Here is a 22050-nt window from a genome sequence, read left to right on the forward strand (position 1 = left end):
ATTTGGTTTTGATCGAGATAGCAAGCTAATTGACACGATTTTTGTGTATGATCTTTGTTATGGCGTTCTCGCTAAGGCTCAGATTTCATTAAAAGGGGGCGTGGATGAATTTGTTTGTTACCGGCGCAAGCGGTTTTCTTGGCGCGCATACCATTGTTCAATGGTTATGCCAGCAGCCGAATGGAACAGTCGCTGGTTTAGTGCGAGCACCTACTGATGCGGCTGCGCGCGATAAGCTCATGGGCGCGTTAAAGCAGGCGCTATATGACCAGAATTTGGACCTTGAGTTGGCTCAGCTTGAGCCGCGCATCACCGTACTGCGTGGCGATATTGCGGAATATGGTTGGCATGAACAAGCGGCTTTCAAAAAATGGTTTGCAGCAGGTGGCCGAGTAAGAGTGCTCCATAATGCAGCGAACCAATCGCTACGCGATGAAGATCGCCGCTTGGTTTGGCGTCATAACGTGGAAGGTACGCGGGTTTTACTCTCCGTTTTGCTTGAGCAGCCCGGAATTGAGTCTATTAATTACATCAGCACTGCCTATGTAACCGGAACGCGAGAAGGGCATATTCTTGAAGATGCAACAGAACGTCCGCCAGGCTTTAATAATAGCCATGAAGAAAGCAAATGGCATGCAGAACAAATCGTGAAGCAAGTGTGTAGTGCGCAGCGGTTGCCTTACCGGATTTTTCGGCCGAGTATTTTAGTTGGGCATTCAGTCACGTACCGTGCTTTCGCCATGACGGGTTTTTATGCTTTTATCGATAGATTGCTGCGTACGAAACAACGCCACGCGCTACAGGGCTCAGCGCAAAAATTAATGGCCCCGTCTTTCAAGCGCGCCGCAACGCTGAATCTGGTTCCCGTCGATTTAGCTGCGCTTGAAATCTTGGATTTGATGGAACAAGGCGTGATGAGCGCTTACCGTTGTTTCCATATTACAAATGAGCATCCATTCTCAGTCGCGGACCTTTGCTTTGCGCTTGAAGCGTTGTTGGACATGCAGTTTTCGTACAGCGCGCTACAGCAACACTCGCTGGTGGAATTGGGCCTGTGTCATTACCTGCCTTATCTGATGGACTTTCACCGTTTTGATCGGCGCAACGTTCACTTATTCGGCACGGCGCGTTATCAAGAGCGCTACTTATTCGATTTAACTCGACTACGGGAGTTAGTCAGCGTTTTTCTTAAGCAGCGCGCGCAAGCGGGTATGCTGCGCCAGGATAACCCCGCTGCGCAACCAGTTATTTCAGAAGCTGTATCGGCGATCCTTAAGCGTTCATCCCATGGTGACGCAAAAGCGCATCAATGGTCGGTTCACGACCGCGAAATGCTTTGAATGACGCCATTGCCGGCCGGCTGCCGCCCGCTTCAAGTATTTCTGTGCGGTAGCGAGCGCCGATAATGGGGTCGAGCACGTTGCCATTGTGCGCTTGCGCGGCTTCCTCAAACGCCGCGTAAGCATCGGCGGACAGTACTTCAGCCCATTTATAGCTGTAATAGCCAGCCGCATAACCGCCTGCGAAAATATGGGTAAAGGTATTTGGCCAGTGCGAGAATGCCGCTTGCGGGATCAGATGGTACTTGTCATTAAGCGTCCGCGCCAGTTGGTCGATACGGAGGGTGCCGCTGGGATCGAACTCAGTATGTAAATGTAGATCAAACATCGATAAAACGATCTGTCTGAGCGTACCTAAACCACTTTGAAAATTCTTAGCGGCTAGCATTTTGTCAAACAGGGCGCGTGGTAGCGGCTCGCCAGTCTCGATATGTGCGCTCATTGCGTGCAAGACTTCCCATTCCCAGCAGAAGTTTTCCATAAACTGAGATGGCAGTTCAACCGCATCCCATTCAACGCCATTAATGCCGGAGACGCCACGCTCGTCGATGCGTGTGAGCATATGGTGTAGTCCATGACCAAATTCATGAAACAGGGTCATCACTTCATCATGGGTGAAGCACGCCGGCTTGTCGCCAACCGGGGCTGAGAAATTGCACACGAGGTAAGCGGCTGGCGTTTGGATGGCCCCGTCTCTTTGACGGCAGCGAGACCGCGCGTCATCCATCCAAGCGCCACCACGTTTGCCTTCGCGGGCGTAAAGATCAAGGTAAAAATGCGCCAGGAGCTGACCGCTGGCGTTTTCGATGCGGAAAAACCGTACATCGGGGTGCCAGGTTGGCGCGTGATCGGCGCGTAAGGTTACATTGAAAAGCGTTTCGGCAACTTTGAACAAACCCGCAAGCACTGCGTTCTCAGGGAAATATTGTTTCACTTCATGTTCGGAAAACGCATAGCGTTGTTCACGCAGTTTTTCAGAGGCAAAGGTAATATCCCACGGCGCCAGCTCAGGTAAGTTGAGTTCATGGGCAGCGAAAGCCTGTAATTGCTGCCAATCTTTTTCTGCATAGGGGCGGGCGCGTTGCGCAAGATCTTCAAGAAATTGTTTGACCTGCGCAGGGGATTCGGCCATTTTAGTGGCCAGTGAAACTTCAGCAAAATTGGCATAGCCCAGCATGTTTGCTTCTTGAGCGCGCAAGCTAAGTTGCTCGAGCATATTCTGGTTATTATCCCATTCAAGCTTGCCCTGACTGTATTGAACGCCCGCGGCTGAGGCGCGACTATGATAGGCGCGGTACATCGCTTCGCGTAGCGGCCGAGATTGCGCATACTGCATAATCGGAAAATACGAGGGGAAGTGCAGATTAAACGCCCAGCCGGACTGACCATTTTGACTGGCCAGCTGCTGTGCGCTGGCGCGCACATCAGCTGGCAAGCCTGCCAGCTCAGCCTCGTTCGTCACGAGGTATGAGTAGGCATTGGTGGCATCTAGCACATGATCAGAAAAGGCTTTTGACAAACTAGCTAGCCGTTCTTGCAGTGCCGCAAAACGGGGTTTGCTGGCAGCATCTAACTCAGCTCCGGCAAGTTTAAACTCGCGCAGTGCGTTCGCCAGGATTTTTTTGCGCGCCGCGGATAAATCAGCATAGTCAGCGCTTGCTGCTAGCGCCTTATATTTTTCATAGAGCGCCAAATTTTGGCCAACGTTGGTCCAAAATTCCGTAACGCGTGAGAGGTTGGCGCTGTGTGCGGCGCGCAGCTCTGGGGTGTCGGCTACGGCGTTGAGGTGACCAATGACGCCCCAAGCGCGTGAGAGCGGCTCAGTTGAATATTCAACCGCATCCACTACATTGTGCCAGTTAGCCGGTGTGTCAGCCGCACTCGCGCGCTCAATCGCGGCCATTGCGCTGGCGAGCAACTCATCCAGCGCGGGCGTTACATGTTCGGCGCGGATTTGCGTAAAGCGGGGTAAATTGGAAAAATCGAGGAGTGGATTATGAGCTTGCATAAAATGTTTAAGCGATGTGTGAAGAGAGGCGATCCGCGTAGGCTTGTTCAGCCGCTGTAACCGTATTGACGAGCAGCATCGTGATGGTCATTGGACCCACGCCACCGGGTACCGGTGTGATATGGCCGGCCACTTCTTTAACGGGTTCGAAATCCACATCGCCGCAGAGTTTGCCCGCCTCGTCACGGTTCATGCCAACATCAATCACGGTCGCACCGGGTTTAACCATATCCGCGCGTAGCACATTGCGCTGACCGGCAGCCACCACAACAATATCCGCGGCGCGTGTATAGCTGGCCAGGTCTCGCGTTTTGCTATGGCAGATGGTAACGGTTGCCCCGGCTTCCAGTAACAAGAGCGCCATCGGTTTACCCACAATATTTGAGCGACCAATCACCACTGCTGATGCGCCGCTGAGCGGAATTTTTGCAGCCTGCAGCATCATCATGACGCCATAGGGTGTGCAAGGGCGGAAGCTTGGTTGGCCAGTGAGCAATGCACCTGCATTTGCAATATGAAAGCCATCTACGTCTTTCGCTGCGGCAATCGCCTCAATCACTTTATGGCTATTGATGTGCGCTGGCAGAGGCAATTGCACTAAGATGCCATGAATGGCTGGGTCGCGGTTTAGCGCATCAATGCGAGCGAGCAGTTCAGCCTCTTTAAGATCGGCTGGATAATGGTCGCAGGTAGAGTGCAGGCCGTGTTCCTCGCAGGCTTTTATCTTATTGCGCACATAGACGGCGCTGGCGGGCTCGTTGCCGACCAAGAGCACCGCCAGCCCGGGGCGACATCCTTGTTGCGTCAGAGCCGCCGCGCGCGCCGCGACGTCAGCGCGCATGATTTTGGAGAGAGCATTACCGTTAATTAGAGTTGCAGTCATAGTGAGAGAGCGAGTTTTTTTAGCCTAATTAAAATGGCCAGAGAGGCTATAACACAGCACTTTGTTGTTTAAAAAAACAACAATATTATACTGATAGGCCTGTGAAACAATCATATTTTATTGTTTTAACCCAGATTGATCCTCTTTGCTAGAGAGGAGGGGGTTAGTGATCAATACGCAGATTTAATGCTGCGTCGCAATATTTTCCCGCATTATGAAAATATATTCCGTAATTTGAAAATTCTGCTTGCATTGCTGAATGAGTGCTCTTTACAATTTGGCCGTTACGACCAGCTTGCACTTAAAGCGCCTTCTAAAGCGAAATAGGCTAAGCAGGGGATGATCCTTTCACCAGGAGACAAAATGTCTGCTATATCCAAGGAAGTATTGAAGTATATTGCTGTTGAGCATGATGAAGATCCCGCAGAAACGGGGGAATGGCTAGAAGCACTAGAAGGCGTGCTCGCTAACGTTGGTCCACAACGCGCTCACTATTTGATTGAAAAGCAAATTGAACTAGCCCGCTTGCGCGGCGCGCATTTGCCCTTTTCGGCCACTACGCCTTACATCAATACGATCCCAGTTGAGCAGCAAGCGCAATATCCTGGAGATTCGGACATTGAACATCGAATTCGTTCTTATACGCGTTGGAATGCCGTCGCAATGGTGTTGCGGGCTGGCAAAGAAACCAATGTAGGCGGGCATATTGCTTCATTTGCTTCGGCCGCTACGCTCTATGACGTAGGGTTTAACCATTTTTGGCATGCGCCTTCAAAAGAGCACGGTGGCGATTTAGTGTTTATGCAAGGCCATTCGTCGCCAGGGATTTATTCGCGCGCTTTTTTGCTCGGCCGCTTGACCCAAGAGCAATTGGATAATTTCCGCCAAGAAGTAGGCGGGGAAGGTGTATCGTCTTATCCACACCCCTGGTTAATGCCAGACTTTTGGCAATTCCCAACCGTATCGATGGGATTGGGGCCCATTATGGCGATTTATCAGGCGCGCTTTATGAAATATCTAGCGGCGCGTGGAATCATTCAAGCTGAAGGGCGCAAAGTCTGGGCCTTTTTAGGCGATGGCGAGACGGATGAGCCGGAGTCCCTTGGCGCAATTGGCATGGCAGGCCGTGAGCGACTCGATAATTTAGTGTTTGTGGTGAACTGCAATCTGCAGCGACTGGATGGCCCGGTGCGCGGCAATGGCTCGGTGATCCAAGAATTGGAGTCCTCCTTCCGTGGTGCCGGCTGGAATGTGATTAAGGTCATTTGGGGCAGTCGTTGGGATGCTTTGTTTGCGCGTGATAAAACCGGCGTACTGATGCGCCGCATGAAAGAAGTTGTGGATGGCGAATACCAAACCTACAAATCCGAAAGTGGCGCTTATGTGCGCGAGCATTTTTTCAATACACCCGCGCTTAAAGCATTAGTTGCGGATTGGTCGGACGATGATATTTGGAATTTAAATCGGGGTGGACACGATCCCCATAAAATCTATGCAGCGTTTTCCGCAGCGTCGCAAGCGCACGGTCAACCCACCGTGATTTTAGCCAAAACCATTAAAGGCTATGGCATGGGTGAGGCCGGCCAAGCGATGAATATCACGCATCAACAAAAGAAAATGCCGATTGAGGCATTGAAAAAATTCCGTGATCAATTCCGTCTACCGATTGCCGATGAAGCGCTCGCCGAGGTGCCTTATCTGAAATTTGAAGAGGGTTCAAAAGAGCTCACCTATATGCGTGCGCAGCGCGTGGCGTTGGGCGGTTATCTGCCAGCTCGCCGCACGCAAGCTGAGTCGTTGCCAGTGCCTGGGTTGCCTGGTTTTGAGCCGGTTTTAAAAGGAACTGGAGCCGGCCGCGAAATTTCAACCACTATGGCTTTTGTGCGGATTTTAAATATCTTGCTGAAAGATAAAGCGTTGGGTAAACGGATTGTGCCAATTGTGCCGGATGAGTCACGCACCTTTGGCATGGAAGGCTTATTCCGGCAGATTGGCATTTGGAATCAAGACGGCCAGAAATATGTGCCAGAAGATTCTGACCAGTTGATGTTCTATAAAGAATCAGAAACCGGCCAAATCTTACAAGAAGGGATTAACGAAGCAGGTGGCATGTGCGATTGGATTGCCGCGGCGACGTCGTATTCAACGCATGGCGAGCCCATGATCCCGTTTTATATTTTTTATTCAATGTTTGGCTTTCAGCGCATTGGTGATCTGGCTTGGGCTGCGGCGGATATGCGCGCGCGCGGATTTTTGTTAGGCGCGACGGCGGGCCGCACCACCCTGAATGGCGAAGGGCTGCAACATGAGGATGGGCATTCACATCTGTTTTCCGCAGGCATTCCAAACTGCGTCAGTTACGATCCGACGTTTGCTTATGAACTTGCGGTTATTATGCAAGACGGCTTGCGCCGCATGGTGCAGGAGCAAGAGGACATTTATTACTATATAACGGTAATGAATGAGAACTACGAACACCCTGCGCTACCCACAGGGGCTGAGCAAGATATTATAAAAGGCATGTACTGCCTTAAAAAATCTACCATTCAGCAGGACACGGCGCAGCGCGTCCAATTGCTCGGCTCCGGCACGATTTTGAATGAAGTCATTGCGGCGGCCAATTTACTCGAAAAAGATTGGGGCGTGGCGGCGGATATATGGAGCTGCCCGAGCTTTACTGAATTGGCTCGAGATGGGCAGGCAACCGCACGTCATAATCTCTTGCATCCTACGGCAGTGCCGCAGCAATCTCACGTTGAAAAATTATTAAAAGACGCCGCAGGTCCAGTGATTGCTGCAACGGATTACGTACGCGCCTTTGCGGAGCAAATCCGCGCTTTTGTGCCAGGCCGCTACTGGGTGCTGGGGACCGACGGCTTTGGCCGCTCGGATACGCGCGCGAAGCTACGTCACTTCTTTGAGGTTGACCGCTATTGGGTCACCGTTGCAGCGCTTAAGGCGCTTGCTGATGAAGGAGTGATTAAGCCACAGAAAGTTGCTGATGCATTAGCTCAATATCAGCTTGATCCGGCTAAACCTAACCCGATGACTGTTTAATAGGCTAATAGGCCTGTTCATATTGATTTATGAATAGGATATAGTGCAGTCCTTTACCTAGGGCTGCGCGTCATCCCCTTAGAGAATGCATAATGAGCCAAATCATTGAAATTAAAGTGCCCGACATTGGCGACTACGCCGATGTGCCTGTGATTGAAGTGCTGGTGAGTCCAGGAGATCGGGTTGAAGAAGAGCAGTCGTTACTGACTTTAGAGTCAGACAAAGCGACCATGGATATTCCTAGCCCCAGCGCTGGCACGGTTAAAGAAATTAAAGTAAAACCGGGTGAGCGAATTTCTGAAGGCGCGGTGATTGTATTGCTTGAGAGTGAGGCCAAAGCTCAGCCTGCTGAGAGCGCGCCATCTGCTGCAGCCTCAGCTGCGAGTAGCGTCCAACAGCCGCCGGCGCAGGCGTCAACTGAGCCGCCAGCCGCTAGCCTGCTCCAGCCCAGCACCCAGTCAAGTCCGACATTAAGCGCAACGCATGCAGAGCCGTCCCCGGCTCAAGTGCATGAGCCAAGCGCTGAAAATCATACGGCAAGCCATGCGAGTCCTTCTGTGCGCCAATTTGCGCGCGAGCTAGGCGTGGATGTGCGGCAAATTAATGGCACTGGACCGAAAGGCCGCATCACGCAAGACGATGTGCGAGCCTACGTAAAAGCCGCCTTGCAAAGCGGCGTTGCGGCTTCTGGCGCGGCGAGCGGAGCGGGCGGCGCACTGAACTTACTGCCTTGGCCGCAAGTTGCGTTCACAAAATTTGGCCCGCTTGAAGCGAAGCCTTTGTCGCGCATTAAGAAAATTGCAGGTGCTAACTTGCATCGCAACTGGGTCATGATTCCGCATGTGACGACTAATGAAGAGGCCGATATTACCGAGCTTGAGGCTTTGCGCGTCAAGCTTAACCAAGAAAATAGTAAAACGGCTTTTAAAGTCACTTTACTGGCTTTTTTGATCAAAGCAAGCGTGGCAGCATTAAAGCAATATCCGAGCTTTAATACCAGCTTGGATGGCGATAACCTGATTTACAAGCAGTATTACCACATTGGTTTTGCGGCAGATACCCCAAATGGCTTAGTGGTGCCGGTGATTAGAAACGCCGATCAAAAAGGTGTGTTGGAAATTGCGCAAGAGACTTCTGAATTGGCCCAACTGGCGCGCGAAGGCAAACTCAAATCGGAGCAGATGCAAGGAGGGTGCTTCTCAATTTCTTCGTTAGGCGGAATTGGCGGCACCTCTTTCACGCCCATCATTAACGCGCCAGAAGTGGCTATTTTAGGTGTCTGTCGCAGTGCTCTCAAACCGGTATGGAATGGTCAGCAGTTTATGCCGCGTTTGATGTTGCCTCTCTCTTTATCGTATGACCACCGGGTTATCGATGGCGCTGAAGCGGCGCGTTTTAATGCCTACCTGGCTAGCCTATTAGCAGATTTCCGTCGCGTAACCCTGTAGCAAAGGTTTGATCAATGAGCTCAATTGAGACTAAAGCGCTGCCCGCAGCAGAGGCGGTGGCGTGTGATTTACTGGTGCTAGGCGCTGGGCCTGGCGGTTATGCCGCAGCTTTTCGAGCGGCTGACCTTGGTTTGGATACGGTGTTAGTTGAACGCTATCCAACGCTTGGTGGTGTTTGTTTAAATGTGGGTTGCATTCCATCTAAGGCCTTGCTCCATACGGCGCAAATTAGCCAGGAAGCGAAAGCGTTGGCGGCTCACGGAATCTCGTTTGGTGCGCCCCAAATCGATCTAAATAAACTGCGCGCTTTTAAATCTGGCGTCATCGCGAAATTGACCGGTGGTCTAGCGCAGATGGCCAAAGCACGTAAGGTACGTGTCATAGCCGGGCGAGGCGAATTTACAGACTCCCACCAAATGATGATTCAAACGGCGGCGGGGCAGATGCAGCCGGTTAAGTTTAAGCAGGCGATTATTGCCGCTGGCTCGCAATCCATTGCGTTGCCGTTTATGCCAGATGACCCGCGCATCGTCGATTCAACTGGGGCGCTTGAATTGCGCCAAATTCCGCAGCGCATGTTGGTGATTGGCGGCGGCATCATTGGGCTGGAAATGGCGACAGTCTACTCAGCGCTTGGCGCACAGGTCGATATTGTTGAAATGTCGGAGCACCTGATGGCAGGAGCCGATCGTGATTTAGTCAAAGTATGGCAAAAATTTAACGCCCCGCGCCTAGGGCAAATGATGCTCAAAACAAAAACCGTCCGGGCCGAGGCAAAAGAGGATGGGATTTATGTAGCTTTTGAAGGGGCCTCGGCACCGCGCGAAGCGCAGTGCTATAACCTAGTGCTGGTGGCGGTAGGCCGTCAGCCGAATGGGCATCGAATTGGCGCAGACAAAGCCGGCGTGCAAGTTAATCAACGAGGTTTTATCCCAGTTGACCAACAACAACGCACTAGCGTTCCGCATATTTTTGCGATTGGCGATATTGTAGGCCAGCCGATGTTGGCGCATAAAGCCGTGCACGAAGGACATATCGCAGCCGAAGTAGCGGCCGGCAAGAAAGCCTATTTTGATGCGCAGCAAATCCCCTCCGTAGCTTATACTGATCCAGAAGTGGCCTGGACGGGCAAGACCGAAGCCGAGTGTCAAGCAGAGGGCTTGCAATATGGCAAAGCCGTTTTCCCGTGGGCGGCATCTGGCCGCGCGCTTGCGAATGGCCGTGATGAAGGTTTCACTAAGCTGATTTTTGACCAAACTACGCAACGTGTGATTGGTGGCGGAATCGTGGGGACTAACGCTGGGGATCTGATTAGCGAGCTTTGCTTAGCCATTGAAATGGGTGCAGATGCAGTGGATATTGGCAAAACGATTCATCCTCATCCAACCCTAGGCGAGTCGATTGGCATGGCGGCTGAGCTGTTTGAAGGGGTCTGTACGGATTTACCTCCGTCACGAAAGAAATAGCGCTAGCCGAATCGCCTACTTTATCTTTGACTGACTTTCCGTTAGCATCAAAGCGTTGAGGCAACCCGAGGAAAGGATTTATGCAAGTCAGTGACATCTTGAAAGTCAAAGGCAATACGCTGTTTACGGTAAGACCTGAGATGCCGTTGTTCGAAGCGGTAGAGACTATGGCTACGCACGATATTGGCTCGCTTGTTGTGATGGAAGAGGGGCATTTGGTGGGACTACTCACCTTCCGCGAAATTATCTTAACGCTGCGGGTTAATAACGGCATGCTTGGCGTGACAGTGATCCGTGACATCATGAATAACAGCCCGCTGGTTTGCACGCCTGAAACAGACATTAATGAAGTCCGGCGCATGATGTTAGAGCGACATGCGCGCTATTTGCCGGTGTTAAATGAGCGCACCTTAATGGGCGTCATTTCTTTTTACGATGTGGCGAAAGCCGTAGTTGAAGAGCACGGTTTCGAAAACCGGATGCTCAAAGCCTATATTCGGGATTGGCCTGAGGCAGAAAGCCAATAAAGCGACTGGTTTAACAACGCATACTGAGCCGGCACTGCCGGCTCTCTCTTAATTCTCCGTTTGATTTTTTAGGACAACGGATATGTCTGGTAACACGCTTGGCACGCTTTTCACTGTCACCACCTTTGGCGAATCCCATGGCCCTGCCATCGGTTGCGTGATTGATGGCTGCCCGCCTGGGCTTGCGCTGACGCAAGCGGATCTTCAGCTTGAATTAGATCGTCGCAAGCCAGGCACTTCGCGTCATGTGACGCAACGCAAAGAAGACGACATTGTTGAAATTCTTTCGGGTGTATTTGACGGCGTAACCACAGGTGCGCCGCTTGGGCTTTTGATTCGCAATACGGACCAACGCAGCAAAGATTACGGTAACCTTACAGAAACCTTTCGCCCTGGCCATGCCGATTACACATACTGGCATAAATATGGCGTGCGCGATTATCGCGGCGGAGGTCGTTCATCTGCACGCTTAACCGCGCCCTTGGTAGCCGCCGGCGCAGTCGCCAAAAAATGGTTGCATGAGCAGTTAAAAATCAAGATACAAGCTTATATGGCCGCGCTTGGTGAGATTCAGATTCCGTTCATTGATTGGGCCCAGGTATCAGAAAACCCATTTTTTGCCCCTAATGCAGAGATTGTGCCGCAGCTAGAAGCCTATATGGATCAACTGCGCAAAGAAGGCGATTCAATTGGAGCGCGCATTTCAATCGTGGCAAGTGGCGTGCCGGTAGGTCTTGGCGAGCCCGTGTTCGATAAACTAGATGCCGCTATCGCACACGCGATGATGGGCATTAACGCAGTTAAAGGGGTTGAAATTGGCGCTGGCTTTGCGAGCATCGCTCAACGCGGCTCGCAGCATGGCGATGAAATGACCCCGACGGGCTTTCTGAGTAATCATGCCGGAGGCATTCTGGGCGGCATTACGAGCGGACAGGATATCACGGTCTCTATCGCCATTAAACCCACTTCCAGCATTCGCATGCCACGCCGGTCGATCGATAAAACCGGTGCTCCGACGATGGTTGAAACATTTGGCCGGCATGATCCATGCGTTGGCATTCGCGCCACGCCGATAGCTGAAGCCTTGCTAGCACTCGTGTTGATTGACCATGTGCTGCGTCATCGCGCGCAGTGCGGCGATGTACAGGTGGCCACGCCGCGGATTTCTGCTTAGGTTCTTAGAACGATTAGGGGACATGCGCAGTGGGCGTTGAGTTGATGTTGCGCGAATCTAATGGCTGCCGATGCCATTTTCTTTCAGCTTAAGCCTGTTGTACAGGAAATTAAAAAACTTTAAAAATTAATGATTTACAATTTGTTTCTTAGGAGGTAGGAGTGATCCCTTAGGAGATGTGGGTGACTTTTCAGGAGGCCCGGATCCTCCTCCTTTCGATTTTAGACAGCATACCTCTTTCCTGAGCACGAGCAGTTCCTCCTTTCCCCCCTGGAGGTAGCAGCGCGAGCCTTTCCAAGTACCCTCTACGATAACTTGAGTACGGCGCTCCTCTAGCCCGAGTGCAGGATTGGCTGCATATCCAGCAGAATATAGGGAGTTGTCGTGAACAATCGCTGATCCCTCTTCCTCCGTACGTATGCAACCGTGTGTTGCTGGATAACCTGGTAGGGGACCAGAATGAATAGCAATGCCGTTGCGGCCGAAATAGATCGGATTCTTAGCCCAGATGTAATCAATCAGCACAGGAGCTTTACTGTGCACGATGAATGTACCCTTGGGAGTGCATAATGTATCTTCGGTATTACTGACGGTCTCGTCATGGCATTCATGGCAACAGCGACCCGCTCCCGCAGAAATGTTGTAGGTGCGGGTAGGTAAAAGCAAGTTGCGTGGGTTATTCCATGTCAACGACATTTTCGCCATGCTGAGATTGATCGTGATACGGCTGATATACGTATTGGGGAAGTCAATATTTTCTCGATTAGGGCGTTTGCAGCCTTCTCCACAACCTCGCTTTCCACTTTTCCATGGGCCAAAGTCATATCCTATCTTTTGCCCTATGGCGTGCTGCACATCGGCTTCGAGGGGGTGACCGCTATCTTCCACCTCTGGTCGCCGCACTCCGGTGATTGGCCGAGTAACTGCATGGATAGAGCTCAAACGGAACGCTCCATCAAGCGCATCTGAGTGGACACTTTTGTCGGTGATACGATCCGCTTCCTGCTCATAGTGATAATAGGGTTCGTTGGCCTTGAGTTTAGGCTGTACACCGACCTCATTGCCGCGCTTGTATTCCTCACCCTCGTTAGGGCGTGTTGACATTCCACAGAGGCAACTATAAGAAAGCGCAAGCCATAGCAGCCAAACTCTCATAAGAGAAATTTTAATTTTGAAAAAGTTACAAAAGAGTTGCAAAAAGGTTACAGGACTATGTGGTCTCACTTTAATAGCCCTTCGTCCTAGTTTTTTCATATGTTTACTTTTTTATTACATCTATTAATCTATTATCATGTGACTTCCGTTTCCACACAAAATGACTGACACGCTCAATATAGAGCATATGACTTTATCAATTTATGATGGCCGGGACCAACGTTTTAACTTTTCTTTTTATTCACCGCGTATTCAACTCTAGGGTGTTTCTAAGGTGGATGTTTGCCCTTGGATATGCGTTCGCAACTGACTGTACGCTAGCACAGTCTCTAGCTGAATCAACAGTACATACACTGAAGCAGGCTTTTGAGAAAAAGCGTGTTTCACAATGCTATCGGAATCATCCAGCTGTCGAGGTTTTTATCAGTGATCTAGTGTCGCGTCATCACTTCGAACCCAGCGCGTTACGTGCACTTTTTTCGCAAGTTAAATATTCCGCCATATCTGTAAAGCGTGAGCAACGAACACTCGCGCCATCCCCTCGTGATTGGTATACGTATCAGTCACGCTTTCTTAATGCGCAGCGCATTAATGCGGGCGTGCACTTCTGGCGTACTCATCAAGCAACTTTGCGACGCGCTCAAGAAGAATTTGGCGTGCCGCCTGAGATTATTGTTGGGATCATTGGTGTTGAGACTTTCTATGGCCGCAATATGGGCAGTCATTGTGTGCTAGATGTCCTGACAACACTGGCTTTTGATTATCCAACTAAACCAAACCAGTTGGAACGCATGAGGCTGTTTCGAAAAAATTTGGAAGATTTTCTCCTCTGGACCCGTGCTGCTGGCCTCGACCCAACTCGTATTTTAGGCTCTTATGACGGGGGGATAGGTCTTGCACAATTTATGCCAAGCAGCATTATGCAATACGCAATTGATTATGATGCTGACCAAAAGATCGATTTATATACAAGCGCTGCCGACGCAATTGGCAGCATCGCCAATTATTTGCACCAACATGGTTGGGAGGCTAATCGGCCGGTGATTTGGGAAATCGCTTCCGATAAGGGTAGCTTGGGTATTGCACAGGCAGGAGCGGATGGAAAGATCAAACCACGTCGACCACTGGGGCAACTACTCAAAGCGGGCCTATTGCTTAATGAAACACTCAACACAGAGGCTGAATTAAGCACTTTGGTCAATATCATTGATTTACCCAACGTTAAGCAGCCAACTGAATATAAACTCGGCCTGCACAATTCTGCTGTGCTCATGCAATATAACCGTAGCTTTTTTTATGCGCTGAGCGTCTATCAGCTTGGTCAGCAAATTAAGCGGCGCTTGCAAATGAGTGAAGAGCTTGTGCCGCCTTCTGCATTGGCAATGGCGAGTATAAAATCCTCTTTACCAGCAAGAAAACCTAGCCGGAGAAAAGCAAACGGGACGTGAACAAAATTCGCTTAAGGAGCTATGTAAAATGGGGATCCCCAACAGCCAAATTTTCCAGTTTTAATGGGTCCTAAATATCGGGGTAGGATCAGTTAATCGTCCTTAGGCTTTACATGAACGAATATATCCACACCTATAATTTTACCTTCGCCTTCTCCTCTTTCGTTTATCGTTTCATATCCAGGATTTTTTAGCTCAACGTTAGTCGCTGTTAAACCAAAATCATCCATAATTCTTTGGGTACTTTTCCCATTTTCAGTGGATTTGAAAAACTGACTCTGAAAGTCCGGATGTTCACTTCCCATTCGGTTTATTAAATCTAAAGTACTCTCATTTATTACATTTTTTCTTTTGATTATCTTTGGCATTTTCCCCTGAAAATTATGCCTTTTCGAAACTTGTGTATATTGGTGTCTAGCAATGTCGGATGCGTAAAAATCTCTTGTTTTATCTTTATAATTCTCTTTAAATGTCCATTTGTCTTTTTTGAATTTATTTACAAAATATCCTAATTCGCCTCCATCTTTTCTGTATTCAGACTCATATTGGTAAATAGATGGAAGTTTAGAAGTTTCTGACTCATTAGATGGAGGTTTAGAAGTTTCCGCCTCATTTTCTTTATCGACAGAAAATTGATGTTCAAAATTGCTTTCATCTGCAACAAATTTTCTTCTTTTTGCAAGGCCCTCAAGCATAGCAGCAGAGTTTCTGGCAGGTGCAGAGGTATGAGATGAAGTAGATGCCGAACTCGTTTGAGCATCTAAATGATCCGTATCTTCAAGTCTTAAATTATTAAATGAACTGCTTATTTTGTCCGTCATAATAACACCTATGGTTAGTTAGAAATTTACCGATTTCTAACTAATCTAGTGTGTAAAAATGAAAGGTAATTTTTAGTAATTCATTTTTTGCTACTATCCTTCGCGTCTCTCTATGAAGAATACTTCTTCTAAATTCTCAAGAAATGAGGCTGACGCAAAATTCGGGTGGATTAGAAATATCACGCGTTGACTTAGGTCGGTTCTGCATCCTTTTGCTTTTCTATCTGGTCTTGTTTAATTTCAATTAACACGGATTCATATATTCCCTTCTATCTTAAGTGAATGACTGTGTTCGGTTATTTAAGGGGCCAATCCAAAAGCTGAAAGTTGCATCATCAAGATTTGTGAGCACTACGCGTCACTTTAAGAGTTTTTGTTCAATTGTGCCGAAGGAGACATGTAAAATTGGATGGCTCACATCGTGGGTTGAAAGGAGCCCAGGATGACTGGGATCGTTTGAATGAACCTTTTAAGTAAACTATTTATGCGCACCTCTATTTTGACTTCTGCCATTACGTACTTTCCGGCGGCACAACCGACCGTAAAACCATCGTGCCTCTCGCTACCCTTAGAAATTCGAGAAGAAATAGAAAAGCCGCTGGATCTTTCGAGTCGGCAGGCTTTTTTTAAAGCACTGACTACAGTGACTCGCAATGGTGCGCCTATAGATTCGCCCGCTCTGAAGCTACATCTGATCAAAGATAGGATTCAATCTCAATATCAAGGGGCGTTAATTCGCTCAGACGGAGAGTTAAAGAAATTTGCATTGAGTCAATTACAAAAGTTATCAGACTCAGGGCAACTCGATCAAGTTGTGGAGAAATCAGCCCTTTTTGAGTTGGTAAGCCTTGTTAATGATGTAGAGGTATTTAAATTTTTACAAGAAAAAATCCAGCAAGATACACAGCTAAAAGAGAAGTTATTGAACTGGGTGGAAAGGTCGAAAACAGAAGAAGTACAGCCTGTAGCCGCTCATGCGTTAACGCTGTTGGTTAAAGCAGGAGTAAGTTTTAGTGGGCAGGATTTCCGTGGAATACGCGTGCCTGGAGCGGATTTAAGTTATGGGGTATTTGATTGTGCTCAATTTCAAGATGCAAATATAAAAGATGTAAATTTGACAGGAGCTTGGCTGAGAGGCGCTAATCTCAATGGAGCCAATGTTACGGGGATGGAGTTGGGTGAAAAGCCAGCTTTAAAAGGGGGGGCCTTTAGTTATTCGCAAAATGGTTGTTGGCTTGCTGTGGCAAATTCTCGCGATATTCTGCTCTACAAAACTGAAAATCTGCAAAGAGTTCATTCCTATACGACAGAGCATGAGGGTTATATCAGTAGTATCGTTTTTTCTGCCGACAGTCGTTGGTTGGTCTCGGGCAGTCAGGATGGGAAGATAAAATTATGGAATGTATTGGGTGATCGTTCTCTCATACATACCTATGTTGGCCACTCAAAATTAGTGAATAGCGTCGCACTTTCATCTGGCAATCTATTTCTAGCGTCTGGGAGTAAAGATAAAACGGTGAAATTATGGTACGCCTCGGGTGACCGCTCTCTGGCGCATACTTATGTCGGGCATAAGGGGAGCGTAGAAAGTATTGCTTTTTCACCTGATGGCCAATGGTTAGCCTCCGCAGGTGGAGTGGGTGACGGAAAAGTCAAGCTATGGAATGTAATTGGCAAGCACACTCTTGTACACACTTATAGTTGGCCCAGTATGTCTGTCAACAGCGTGGCGTTTTCTGCAGATGGGCGCTGGCTGGCATCTGGAGATGCCAAAGGCCAGATAAAAGTATGGCGTGTTTTAGGCAACCACGATCTCATGCACACCTGTGTTGGGCATAAAGAGCGTGTGCATAGCGTCGCCTTTTCGGGCGACGGTCAATGGTTAGCTTCTGGAAGTAGTGACCATACCATCAAACTATGGAGCGCCTTGGGTAACTGGTCTCTTATGTACACCTACGCTGGGCACGGAAGTTTGGTGTCTCGTGTTGCATTCTCGGTCGACGGGAAATGGTTAACCTCTTCAGGCGGGGACGCCGTAAAAACATGGGGAGTTTCGTGCGAGCGCCCTTTTTCATATCACTATGCCGGCCATGAGGGTAGCGTAAATAGTGTCGCATTTTCGTCTGACGGAAAGTGGCTAGCGTCCGGAAGCGATGATAGCGTAGTGAAGTTATGGAACGTCTCGGGCAAGCACACTCTTATACATACGTATAAAGCGTGGCATGGTCACGTAAGGAGTGTCGCGTTTTCCGCCGAGAGTCAATGGTTAGCTTCTGGAAGTCAATATTCTTTAAAATTATGGAGCACTTCTGATAGCGGCTCTTCTCCGCACGAATATGTAGGGCATGAGTTTGGAGTGCGGAGTGTTGCGTTTTCTGCCGACGGCCAGTGGTTAGCCTCCGGAAGTTCTGATAATACAGTGATGCTATGGAGCGTTCTAGGCGAACGCTCTCCGATACATACTTATACAGGACATAGTTTCTGGGTTACAAGCGTGGCTTTTTCCACAGATGGGGGGCTATTAGCGTCTGGGAGTTCTGATAATACAATCAAATTGTGGAAAGTTTGGGGGGAGCGTTCTCTCCTGCACACCTATGAGGGACATGAAAAAGGGGTCAATAGCGTAGCGCTTTCTAATGACGGTCAGTGGTTAGCGTCTGGAAGTGATGATGAGACAGTAAAGCTATGGCATGTCTTAGGCAATCGATCTCTTGAGTATACGTATGCAGGGCATGAGGGCAACGTGGATAGCGTAGCATTTTCGCCAGATGGTCAGTGGTTAGCTTCTGGAAGTCATGATAGTACGGTGAGAATATGGTCTATTCACTCTAATAAATGTCAAGTCACACTGCGAGGGTTTTTCGGTGGCATTCATAGCGTTGCATGGCATTCTTCATCGGATGGGGCTACCGTCCTTGCCACAGGTGGAGAGGATAATGCAGTTCGTCTTTGGAGGATTCCTAATGATTTAACACAAGAGCAAATTATGTTGGAATGGACCTCGCAGCAGAATTCATTGACTACGGCAGATGTATTCATCGAAAATGTCCACAATTTAAGCCCAGAAAACCGAGCTTTGCTTATACAGCGTGGTGCGGCTTAGGTCGAATGTATTTGGGTGTTGATTTCAGAAGAATGCTGGATTCGCTGTAGCTGTCTGTAAAACGCACAGCTAACGGCTTGAGGCAGGATTGATCGAGTTCGAAATTGGGCTAAATATAGGTCTTATTTTACTAAAAATAAGATTTCCGGATTTTAATTCTGGAGGTTAAACGGAGACAAGTCGCTAAGTCCTAACCGATTGCGCGCTGTAGCCAGCGCCTCACAAAGCTGCGCTGCACCCTGTGCAATGCGTGGAGTAGGGCGGTCGATTAAATCCGCATGAAGCGAAAAAAGTGCATGATGCTGGGTGGCGGCCAGTTGAGGCCATTTACGCCAGCGCTCAAGGCTTGATAGCGGCTGCTCGGTTGCGCTACCACTAGGGCGCGTAACAATGATTGCCTGCGGGTTAGCCGCCAATACGGCTTCTGCAGAAATAACTGGGGCGATTGGTGCTAAATGCGCAAACACATTGCGCCCACCGCATAATGTAATCACCTCGCTGGCGATCTGTTTACCGTTTAGCGTTATCAGAGGGTGCTCAGATATTTGATAAAACACCCGGATTGGCGCACGCTGCGCATAGCGCTGCCGCAGCGCGTTAAGGTCTGCGCGCAATACAGTGGCTGCTGGCGCGGCGGTAGCGCGGGTGCCCAGTAAGGTGCCGAAGTTTTCAAGCGTCAGCGCAATATCGTCGAGGTGGCGCGGTGCGCTATAAAAAATCGGGATCCCCAGTTTGCGCAAGGCTTCCAATTGACGTTCCACATTGCCATACCGCCAAGCAATAACTAAATCAGGTTTTAAAGCGATGATGCGCTCTAAATCAAGCGCTTGGTAATCGCCTACGCGTGGCAATTGTTTCGCCGCCTCTGGGTAATCGCTATACATGACAGCCCCGCGCAACGTGGCTCCGCCACCGGCGGCGTAAATCAATTCGGTGATATGTGGCGCTAGGCTAATCACACGTTTTGCTGGCACGGAAAGGGTTATGACTGCGCCGCTGTCGTCTATGAGTTGGAGGGTTGCATAGACCCGGCAAGGTCCTAGTGCCAGTAATCCAAATAGCAGATATAAGACGTATTTCATCCCAGATGAAATACGTCTACCGTGGTGACGCGGTTTGCAGCGGGATATGCTCGCGGCTATCTTTAATGTGGTTATTGTGATCCACAAAAATTAGGCTAGGTTTTACATTGCCTGCGCGCACATCGGTATCATCAAACAAGCCAAAGGTCGCAATGATGACCAGATCGCCTAACTGCGCACGCCGTGCTGCTGAGCCATTTAATGAAATAATGCCACTACCGCGTTCAGCGCGGATTGCATAAGTCGAAAAGCGCTCGCCGTTATTGATATTCCAAACTTCAATTTGTTCGTTTTCTATAATGTTGGCGGCTTCGAGTAAATTTTCATCGATCGCGCATGAGCCTTCGTAGTGTAGCTCGCAGTGAGTCACAGTAGCGCGATGGATTTTTGATTTCAGCATAATGCGTTGCATAAGCGGTATTCAATAAAGTAAATGTTAAAGAAATAATAATGCGAACTCGGCAAGAGAGCAAAGTAGGTTGGTTTAAATTTCAAGATTGTCGATCAGCCGCGTGGCGCCCAGTTTAGCCGCTGCGACGGCGACTAATGGCGCCTCTGTCTCATGCGCAGCCGGGGCTTGTAGATCAACTTGTTTGCGAATGGCGATATATTGCGGCGCCCAACCATGCGCGCTAAGCTGAGTGACGGCTTCTTGTTCAAGCCTAGCGAAGTCGCTACGTTTTTCTATGAGAATTTTGTGGCGCAGATCAGATAATGTTTTAAATAACCTCGGCGCTTCAGCACGTTCTGCTGGGTTCAGATACATATTGCGTGAAGAAAGTGCTAGGCCATCCTCAGCGCGTACCGTTTCGGCCGCGATAATTTCAGTGGGTAATGCAAATTGCTGGCTCATCGCTCGCACAATCATGAGTTGTTGATAGTCTTTTTTACCGAATACCGCAATCCGTGGCTGCACACAGCCAAATAGCTTCATCACTACGGTGCACATCCCTTGAAAGTAGTCAGGCCGGAATTCACCTTCGAGGATTGAGCTGATTCCATTCGGTGGTTGCACGCGATAATGCTGAGGTTCTGGGTATAAATCGGTTTCGCGGGGCGCGAATAATACATAGACGTTTTCCTGTTGCAGTTTTTCTAGGTCCGCTTTAAAAGTACGGGGATACTGGTCAAAATCTTCTTGCGGCCCAAATTGCAAGCGATTGACAAAGATGCTGGCGATGACCGGGTCACCATGCTGATGAGCCAGTCGTATGAGCGATAAGTGCCCTTCATGCAAATTGCCCATGGTAGGTATAAAAGCCGCGCGATTTTGTCCGCGTAATTGATCGCGTAGTTCTTGAATCGAATGAATGATTTTCATGGTTAAAATAACACCCTATTGGTTGTTTTTGTGTAATTGAGATGGATCGCTTGAGGCCGACTCATGGTGCGTCAGGGTGTTAGGGATATAAGAAAGACGCAGATAAATCGGCGCAAACGCCTCTGCCTGTGTGATTTCAATCAAGCTTTCACGCGCCAACTCCAGCAGGGCAATAAAGTTAACCACGATGACCGACGCTGGTGCGGCTGGTGTGAAGAGCTCGCTAAATTCAATAAAACGCGCATGCTGTAGTTTGCGCAAAATACCGCTCATGTGCTCACGCACTGAGAGCGTGGCGCGTGGAATCCGGTGATGTGCCACAAGCTTTGCGCGTTTAGCCAGCTCTACCCAAGCCAGGCGCAGGTCGGCCAGGCTTAGCTCGGGCCAGCGCGGCGCAACCAAGCTTGGCGCGACGTAAATATGCGTGCGCAGAAAGTCGCGTCCGAGTTGGGGCTGCTGGTCCAGTTTGAGCGCAGCGAGCTTGATTTGCTCGTATTCAAGCAAGCGCCGTACGAGTTCTGCGCGTGGGTCTTCTGCTTCTTGCTCTGGGTTAGCCGGTTTGACTGGCAGTAGCATGCGCGCTTTAATTTCAATGAGCATGGCGGCCATCAGCAGATATTCGGCAGCCAGCTCAAGATTGTGGCTACGGATCTGTTCAACATACTCAAGGTATTGATGAGTGACGGCCGTCATCGGTATATCAAGCACATTAAAATTCTGCTTGCGAATTAAATATAGTAAGAGATCGAGAGGGCCTTCAAACGCCTCAAGAAACACTTCCAGCGCATCTGGCGGAATATATAGATCGCGCGGCAGTTTAAAAAGCGGCTCGCCATACAGACGCGCATAAGCTACGCTATCTACGGTATCAGCAGCAGGCGCAAGCAACGCATCATCGGTTGGCGCGCTTAAAGCAAGCTGCTTCATTGGTTTAGCCTACTTTAATAATAAACGTAGGGCGTTTGTTTGATACGGGAGGTTTGCTGCCGTGCCCGTTCATCTAGATTAATCGGTGGTCTATCCCACAACAATAAGCGTCCGCGGCGCTGCGTCTCTTCGAGCATAGGCTTTTGCTGTTTGAGGTGGTTAATAAATTGAGTAACCTCGGACTGATAGTGACGTTTCATGTAAGCAAAATATGGGGTAGATTTTATCGTTTAGTCTACGCACCCGTCTGTTTAACGGATGATTGACTGAATTAAGAGCTCAATCTTATC

The 22050-nt window shown here is 49.3% G+C and carries 15 protein-coding genes and 2 pseudogenes; 8 read left to right on the plus strand and 9 right to left on the minus strand.

Features of this window, described 5'->3' with window-relative positions; all coding sequences use genetic code 11:
* Positions 1-104: 104 nt before the first annotated feature.
* Positions 105-1340 (plus strand): SDR family oxidoreductase, encoded by a 1236-nt coding sequence (locus MPB2EB_RS03790; RefSeq protein WP_185182515.1) that lies wholly within the window; start codon positions 105-107, stop codon positions 1338-1340.
* On the opposite strand, the gene MPB2EB_RS03795 is transcribed toward MPB2EB_RS03790, so the two are convergent.
* Together MPB2EB_RS03795 and folD are read right to left on the minus strand one after the other, a co-directional pair.
* A complete protein-coding gene (locus MPB2EB_RS03795) occupies positions 1273-3348 on the minus strand; it encodes a M3 family metallopeptidase (RefSeq protein WP_185182516.1) in 2076 nt (691 codons plus the stop codon). The two genes, MPB2EB_RS03790 and MPB2EB_RS03795, sit on opposite strands and share 68 nt — an antisense overlap.
* A gap of 7 nt (positions 3349-3355) precedes the next feature.
* On the minus strand, positions 3356-4231 hold the full coding sequence (folD, locus tag MPB2EB_RS03800; RefSeq protein WP_185182517.1) for a bifunctional methylenetetrahydrofolate dehydrogenase/methenyltetrahydrofolate cyclohydrolase FolD: 876 nt from the start codon (positions 4229-4231) through the stop codon (positions 3356-3358).
* 363 nt (positions 4232-4594) lie between these two features.
* Between folD and aceE the strand changes: the two genes are divergently transcribed.
* The 5 genes and pseudogenes from aceE (at position 4595) to aroC (ending at position 11903) form a co-directional block, all read left to right on the plus strand.
* Positions 4595-7288: a pyruvate dehydrogenase (acetyl-transferring), homodimeric type gene (aceE, locus tag MPB2EB_RS03805; RefSeq protein ID WP_185182518.1), complete on the plus strand. Its 2694-nt coding sequence runs from the start codon at positions 4595-4597 to the stop codon at positions 7286-7288.
* 92 nt (positions 7289-7380) lie between these two features.
* Positions 7381-8736 carry a dihydrolipoyllysine-residue acetyltransferase gene (gene aceF, locus MPB2EB_RS03810; protein WP_185182519.1) on the plus strand — a complete coding sequence of 452 codons (1356 nt, stop codon included), beginning with the start codon at positions 7381-7383 and terminating at the stop codon, positions 8734-8736.
* Between the two features lie 62 nt (positions 8737-8798).
* Positions 8799-10202: pseudogene (gene lpdA, locus MPB2EB_RS03815) on the plus strand (dihydrolipoyl dehydrogenase); the annotation flags it as partial.
* Positions 10203-10282: 80 nt separating this feature from the next.
* On the plus strand, positions 10283-10729 hold the full coding sequence (locus MPB2EB_RS03820) for a CBS domain-containing protein (RefSeq protein ID WP_185182521.1): 447 nt from the start codon (positions 10283-10285) through the stop codon (positions 10727-10729).
* Between the two features lie 82 nt (positions 10730-10811).
* Complete coding sequence (gene aroC, locus MPB2EB_RS03825) at positions 10812-11903, plus strand: chorismate synthase (protein ID WP_185182522.1); 1092 nt, start codon at positions 10812-10814, stop codon at positions 11901-11903.
* A gap of 126 nt (positions 11904-12029) precedes the next feature.
* Here the strand turns inward: aroC and MPB2EB_RS03830 are convergent, their stop codons facing one another.
* Positions 12030-13157 carry a L,D-transpeptidase gene (locus MPB2EB_RS03830; RefSeq protein WP_185182523.1) on the minus strand — a complete coding sequence of 376 codons (1128 nt, stop codon included), beginning with the start codon at positions 13155-13157 and terminating at the stop codon, positions 12030-12032.
* 179 nt (positions 13158-13336) lie between these two features.
* Between MPB2EB_RS03830 and mltB the strand changes: the two genes are divergently transcribed.
* The gene (gene mltB / locus MPB2EB_RS03835) at positions 13337-14506 is read left to right on the plus strand and encodes a lytic murein transglycosylase B (protein ID WP_370576618.1); all 1170 of its coding nucleotides are present in this window, start codon (positions 13337-13339) and stop codon (positions 14504-14506) included.
* Between the two features lie 92 nt (positions 14507-14598).
* On the opposite strand, the gene MPB2EB_RS03840 is transcribed toward mltB, so the two are convergent.
* Entirely contained in the window at positions 14599-15327 is a 729-nt protein-coding gene (locus tag MPB2EB_RS03840; protein ID WP_185182524.1) for a hypothetical protein, read from the minus strand.
* Positions 15328-15787: 460 nt separating this feature from the next.
* Here MPB2EB_RS03840 and MPB2EB_RS03845 point away from each other — a divergent pair, with 460 nt between their 5' ends.
* On the plus strand, positions 15788-18430 hold the full coding sequence (locus tag MPB2EB_RS03845; protein WP_185182525.1) for a WD40 repeat domain-containing protein: 2643 nt from the start codon (positions 15788-15790) through the stop codon (positions 18428-18430).
* Between the two features lie 152 nt (positions 18431-18582).
* On the opposite strand, the gene MPB2EB_RS03850 is transcribed toward MPB2EB_RS03845, so the two are convergent.
* From MPB2EB_RS03850 to MPB2EB_RS03870, 5 genes and pseudogenes are all read right to left on the minus strand, one after another.
* A complete protein-coding gene (locus MPB2EB_RS03850; RefSeq protein WP_185182526.1) occupies positions 18583-19512 on the minus strand; it encodes a cobalamin-binding protein in 930 nt (309 codons plus the stop codon).
* Positions 19513-19528: 16 nt separating this feature from the next.
* Entirely contained in the window at positions 19529-19924 is a 396-nt protein-coding gene (gene panD / locus MPB2EB_RS03855) for an aspartate 1-decarboxylase (protein ID WP_185182527.1), read from the minus strand.
* A gap of 72 nt (positions 19925-19996) precedes the next feature.
* A complete protein-coding gene (gene panC, locus MPB2EB_RS03860; RefSeq protein ID WP_185182528.1) occupies positions 19997-20833 on the minus strand; it encodes a pantoate--beta-alanine ligase in 837 nt (278 codons plus the stop codon).
* 78 nt (positions 20834-20911) lie between these two features.
* A pseudogene (locus tag MPB2EB_RS03865) lies at positions 20912-21760 on the minus strand (ScpA family protein); the annotation flags it as partial.
* 14 nt (positions 21761-21774) lie between these two features.
* Positions 21775-21960 (minus strand): DUF3460 family protein, encoded by a 186-nt coding sequence (locus tag MPB2EB_RS03870; protein WP_185182530.1) that lies wholly within the window; start codon positions 21958-21960, stop codon positions 21775-21777.
* Positions 21961-22050 lie beyond the last annotated feature (90 nt).

This window comes from Mycoavidus sp. B2-EB (genome assembly GCF_014218255.1).
In the GTDB taxonomy this organism is placed as follows: Bacteria; Pseudomonadota; Gammaproteobacteria; order Burkholderiales; family Burkholderiaceae; genus Mycoavidus.

Coding starts and splice junctions, on each gene's coding strand:
- MPB2EB_RS03790 (WP_185182515.1), top strand. CDS start 105: ATGAATTTGTTTGTTACCGGCGCAAGCGGTTTTCTTGGCGCGCATACC.
- MPB2EB_RS03850 (WP_185182526.1), bottom strand. CDS start 19,512: ATGAAATACGTCTTATATCTGCTATTTGGATTACTGGCACTAGGACCT.
- panD (WP_185182527.1), bottom strand. CDS start 19,924: ATGCAACGCATTATGCTGAAATCAAAAATCCATCGCGCTACTGTGACT.
- MPB2EB_RS03845 (WP_185182525.1), top strand. CDS start 15,788: ATGAACCTTTTAAGTAAACTATTTATGCGCACCTCTATTTTGACTTCT.
- panC (WP_185182528.1), bottom strand. CDS start 20,833: ATGAAAATCATTCATTCGATTCAAGAACTACGCGATCAATTACGCGGA.
- folD (WP_185182517.1), bottom strand. CDS start 4,231: ATGACTGCAACTCTAATTAACGGTAATGCTCTCTCCAAAATCATGCGC.
- aceF (WP_185182519.1), top strand. CDS start 7,381: ATGAGCCAAATCATTGAAATTAAAGTGCCCGACATTGGCGACTACGCC.
- aceE (WP_185182518.1), top strand. CDS start 4,595: ATGTCTGCTATATCCAAGGAAGTATTGAAGTATATTGCTGTTGAGCAT.
- MPB2EB_RS03795 (WP_185182516.1), bottom strand. CDS start 3,348: ATGCAAGCTCATAATCCACTCCTCGATTTTTCCAATTTACCCCGCTTT.
- MPB2EB_RS03870 (WP_185182530.1), bottom strand. CDS start 21,960: ATGAAACGTCACTATCAGTCCGAGGTTACTCAATTTATTAACCACCTC.
- mltB (WP_370576618.1), top strand. CDS start 13,337: ATGTTTGCCCTTGGATATGCGTTCGCAACTGACTGTACGCTAGCACAG.
- MPB2EB_RS03820 (WP_185182521.1), top strand. CDS start 10,283: ATGCAAGTCAGTGACATCTTGAAAGTCAAAGGCAATACGCTGTTTACG.
- MPB2EB_RS03830 (WP_185182523.1), bottom strand. CDS start 13,157: ATGAAAAAACTAGGACGAAGGGCTATTAAAGTGAGACCACATAGTCCT.
- MPB2EB_RS03840 (WP_185182524.1), bottom strand. CDS start 15,327: ATGACGGACAAAATAAGCAGTTCATTTAATAATTTAAGACTTGAAGAT.
- aroC (WP_185182522.1), top strand. CDS start 10,812: ATGTCTGGTAACACGCTTGGCACGCTTTTCACTGTCACCACCTTTGGC.